This is a genomic window from Pseudochrobactrum sp. AO18b, assembly GCF_000409565.1.
Lineage (GTDB): Bacteria > Pseudomonadota > Alphaproteobacteria > Rhizobiales > Rhizobiaceae > Pseudochrobactrum > Pseudochrobactrum saccharolyticum.
Genome location: NZ_ANNO01000470.1, coordinates 1 through 4,284, shown reverse-complemented (window position 1 = coordinate 4,284; position 4,284 = coordinate 1). Strand labels below are relative to the sequence as shown.

The following is a 4,284-nucleotide window of genomic DNA, read 5'->3' as shown; positions in this document are numbered from 1 at the left end:
CGCCATAGATTGACGGGGCAAACAGTGCCAGAATCGCTCCGTAAGGCACCAGCATCACCACACTCATCAAAACCTTGATACCAAAGCCACCAAGCGCCAGAGACAGCCACAGTGGCATTGCAAGGCCAAACCACTGCACCTGATCGGTCATGGAGCTGTCAGCCAGCCCGAAAGCCGTATCAAGCATGCTGAACGGTGCCGCAAAAGCCAGCGAGAAGAACAGGATCGTATCCAGCACAGAACCGCAAAGTGCTGCCGCCAGCGGTGCTTTCCACCAGCGCAGACGACGCAAACGGCTGAACACACTGATATCCAGCAATTGTGCGAACAGGAACGCACTTCCTGAGGCCACAGCAAGGCGCGGGCTTGCAAGCCAGATCGACATGATAACACCCAGCGCAAAACCGGCATAAACCACCTGACGGGCGCGCTGCGGGCCAAAGCGGCGGTTGGTCAGATCATTGACCAGAAATGCAAACGGATAAGTGAATGCGCCATAGGTAAGAATATCCTGCAAGCCGAAATAATGAACCGGATATTGCACAAGGATATTGGAGGCGGCGACGGCCGCACACATGGCCAGAACGGGAAAAATCAACGCTTTAATAGCGGAATTATGCTGTAGAGGCATTTTTTTATCCTGGGTAATGGAACCAGCAAAAAGGCCGGACGAACCGGCCTTTAGCAAAACTAAATTCAGCCGTGAAAGCTATTAAGCAGCAGCTTCGGCCAGTTTCTTGGCAACCTGACGCTTCAGCAGACGTGCGCGCTGTGACAGTTCATTGTCAGAAGCTTTCGCAAGGAATGCATCCAGACCACCGCGATGCTCAACAGTACGCAGCGCATGCGCAGTAACGCGCAGACGGTAGCTCTGGCCCATTGCATCGGACATCAGGGTTACATTGCAAAGATTTGGCAAATAACGGCGACGCGACTTGTTGTTCGCATGGCTTACATTGTTGCCGTAGAGGACCGCTTTACCGGTCAGTTCACAAGCGCGGGACATTGGTCTCACCTTCAAAATTCTGTTTCAGGCCCCGGCACAAATATCCGATACCGTCTTCGCTACTATCATAATCAATCCGTGATTGATATGTCGCGGCGCGCAATATCGGACAGCGGCCCATTGGGAAAGTCGGGTTTCTATAGTGAAAGCAGCCCTTCCCGTCAAGCCGTTTCAAGCTGATTACGGGTTCAATTGCAGGAATGACAAGGAATTGACTGTCATTGACTGCATTTTGCCGCTTTTATCATACAAATAGCGGGCACAAAAGTCACCAGTTCTGCATTTTCAGACTGAGTGCTGCACATTATCCGCTCAGGTGAGTCTCAGGGAGATCTGAATGATGTTTACGGACAAGGCTGCAAGAATCCATACCGCAACCGGTCAGAACCGGATATTTGCAGCAGCAATTCTCACTGCCCTCTCCGTAATGCCCGCTACCGCTTTTGCCGCTGATTCCGGCTACCGCACGGAATATGGTATTTCCGTTTTCGGCATAACAATCGCGCGTTCCGAACTGAACACCAGAATCACGAATAATGCCTACGCACTCGACGGAAGTTTTCACAGCTCCGGTGTTGCCCGTATTTTTGACAGTACCAAAGGCTCCATCACTATTAATGGCAATATGCGCAAGCAAGGCGCTGCCGCCGCTGTTCAGCCCGTTTCTTATCTCACCACCTATCGCAGCGGTAAAAAACACAAGCGCACAGCCATCAGCTTCAAAAACGGCTCGGTCAGTGCTTTCGACAATCAGCCGCCGATCCGGAAAAACGATCCGTGGGTGGAAACCCGCCCCGATGATCTGAAAGCAGTCTTTGATCCGATCAGCGCGATGATGATTACCAGCCCCACTGCTGCAGCAGTCTGTAACCGGACATTACAGATTTTTGACGGGCAGACACGCGCGCAGATCCGATTAAGTCCGGCAGGAACTGAAGCCTTTTCGATCAAAAGTTTCGACGGCACTGCAATCACCTGCAATGCTAAATTTGTCCCTGTCTCCGGCTATGAGAAAGACAAGAAATCCGTGCGCTATCTGGCGGACAAAAGCAAAATCACTATCAGTTTCGCCTCGCTGAATACGGATAAACAGGGTGCGGGAATTTACGCCCCTGTGGCCGCCAGTGTCGGCACACAGATCGGCACAGTTAAAGTCCGCGCAACGCGTTTCGAGCAGACGAAATGATCAGCAATAAGCCCAGAGGGTCAATTATTCGCCAAGAAGCTTATGGATACGGTCAATATATTGTTTGCCGAAAGTGATATGCGCCGGATTGATGCCTTTTAATTCATCAACAAGCTGTTCTTCATTTTCAGATTCCACAGCGCTTACACTGCTAACCAGAGCGAAATAGCCGTAAATATAATCCTGCGCGGTCAGGCCGTGTTTTTCGAGCACAGCCATCACTTTCGGCTGCTTTTCAATACGGGCAGCCAGCGCCTTTGGTGAATGATCGCCGGTTCCGGCCTCATCATCACCGCTGCCGGACATATCCATCGTGTTGAGCTCGGCCTGTGCGGCTTCCATCTTGGTCAGAAACTTCTCATCAAGCGGATAATTATTCACTTCCGCCGGCACTTCCGGTTTGGCCACTTCCGAAAAGCTCTGCGCAAATGCCGCATGACCGGTCAAAGGCATAACAGCGAAAAAACCCGCTGCGAGAAAAGAACCGGCAATAATTGTAACAGCCGGACGACGGAACAGACAAACCATACTATACCTTTGCCTCAAACGGCTTTTGTCAAAAATGATCTTTGCGTTTACGCAGTTCCGCAAAAACCTGCAACTCGCTGGCATCTTCCATCCCAAGCTGTTTGCGCACTGCACTGTCATGCACGCGCAAGAACGGATTGGTGGCCATTTCCAGCCCGATACTGGTCGGCAGGGTCGGCAGACCTTCCGCCCGCAGCCGCTCAATCTCACGACCGCGCTCTTTCAATGCCGGATTGGTACCGTCAACATCGAGCGCGAAACGCAGATTATTCAGCGTATATTCGTGCCCGCAATAGACTTTTGTATCAACCGGCAGCAAAGCCAGCTTTTGCAGCGATGCATACATATCTGCCGGTGTGCCTTCAAACAGGCGTCCGCAACCCAGCGCGAATAATGTATCGCCCGTAAAAGCAACTTTTGCCTGCGGCAGATAATAGCTCACCTCTCCGGCCGTATGACCGGGTGTAGAAATCACCTGCACTTCAAACGAGCCGAATTGAAACCTGTCACCGTCTTTCACGCCACGATCCGCACCCGGAATCTTTTCCGCTGCGGGTCCTGTGATCTGTGCACCATAGATGCGTTTCAATGCTTCATTCGCATCGACATGATCGAGATGATGATGGGTCGTAAAAATATAATCGAGCTTCCAGCCGCGACGCGCCAAAGCCGAACGGATTGCCAGTTCTTCCGGCGCATCAATTGATGCTGTCAGCCCCGTTTCCGGATCATGAATCAGAACGCCGAAATTATCTTCGCGACAATAGAACTGTTCAATTTCAAGACGAGCCATCCGTTTCGCTCCCGATTATTTTTTATCCGCCGATGCTGCGTCATCTTCTGTGCCCCACGGCACCAGAGAATGTTTTTTAATCAGTGGCAGCTGGAACATTGTAAAAGCAATTGTCAGCGGCATGACGCCCCACACTTTGAATGTGACCCATGTATCGGTAGGGAAATTCCGCCATACAACTTCATTAATCACAGCCAGCACGAAGAAAAACAAACCCCAGCGCAATGTCAGCTTACGCCAGCCTTCCGCATCCAGCTTGAAAGCCTGATCGAAGACATAGCCGAGCAAAGCTTTGCCAAACAGCAGACCGCCCAGCAGAATCGCACCGAACAGGCTGTTAACAATGGTTGGTTTCATTTTTATGAAAGTATCATTGTGCAGCCACAGCGTCAGCGCGCCGAAAACCAGCACCACAATACCCGAGACCAGCGGCATGATCGGCAGGCTGCGTGTCATGATCCATGATACAACCAGCGCAATCACCGTAGCAGCCATAAACAAGGCCGTTGCAATGAAAATCGGCTGACCGATCTGTGCCAGAACCGGAAAACGCTCAACCAGCCACTCACCGCGCGAATTGGCAAAAAAGAACACGAGCAAAGGCCCGAGTTCCAGTGCCAGTTTTAACAGCGGCGGCACTTCCTTGCGTTGCGGGTCAGACGGGTCGCGCTCAAAAATATGATCGTTCATCGTGCTTCTCCTGCAATCGCTCCGGCAAAATCCTGCGCCGTAAACGGTTCAAGATCATCAATCTGCTCACCGACACCAACA

6 protein-coding genes are annotated in these 4,284 nt (G+C 51.6%); 1 reads left to right on the top strand and 5 read right to left on the bottom strand.

The annotated features are described in order from the left end of the window. The coding region (locus tag A918_RS0117430) for a VUT family protein (RefSeq protein ID WP_022712290.1) at window positions 1-631 on the bottom strand (631 nt) is incomplete at its 3' end. An 81-nt stretch (window positions 632-712) separates the two neighbouring features. Further along, the gene (gene rpmB, locus A918_RS0117425; RefSeq protein ID WP_022712289.1) at window positions 713-1,006 is read right to left on the bottom strand and encodes a 50S ribosomal protein L28; all 294 of its coding nucleotides are present in this window, start codon (window positions 1,004-1,006) and stop codon (window positions 713-715) included. Window positions 1,007-1,343: 337 nt separating this feature from the next. Here rpmB and A918_RS0117420 point away from each other — a divergent pair, with 337 nt between their 5' ends. Then, entirely contained in the window at window positions 1,344-2,192 is an 849-nt protein-coding gene (locus tag A918_RS0117420; RefSeq protein ID WP_022712288.1) for a DUF3108 domain-containing protein, read from the top strand. Window positions 2,193-2,216: 24 nt separating this feature from the next. Here the strand turns inward: A918_RS0117420 and A918_RS22360 are convergent, their stop codons facing one another. The 3 genes from A918_RS22360 to A918_RS0117405 are packed head-to-tail and all read right to left on the bottom strand — an operon-like array spanning window position 2,217 to window position 4,203. Continuing rightward, window positions 2,217-2,720 (bottom strand): hypothetical protein, encoded by a 504-nt coding sequence (locus tag A918_RS22360; RefSeq protein ID WP_022712287.1) that lies wholly within the window; start codon window positions 2,718-2,720, stop codon window positions 2,217-2,219. A 28-nt stretch (window positions 2,721-2,748) separates the two neighbouring features. After that, window positions 2,749-3,513 carry a hydroxyacylglutathione hydrolase gene (gene gloB / locus A918_RS0117410; protein WP_022712286.1) on the bottom strand — a complete coding sequence of 255 codons (765 nt, stop codon included), beginning with the start codon at window positions 3,511-3,513 and terminating at the stop codon, window positions 2,749-2,751. A 15-nt stretch (window positions 3,514-3,528) separates the two neighbouring features. Beyond that, window positions 3,529-4,203 (bottom strand): septation protein A, encoded by a 675-nt coding sequence (locus tag A918_RS0117405; protein WP_022712285.1) that lies wholly within the window; start codon window positions 4,201-4,203, stop codon window positions 3,529-3,531. Between the last annotated feature and the right edge of the window lie 81 nt (window positions 4,204-4,284).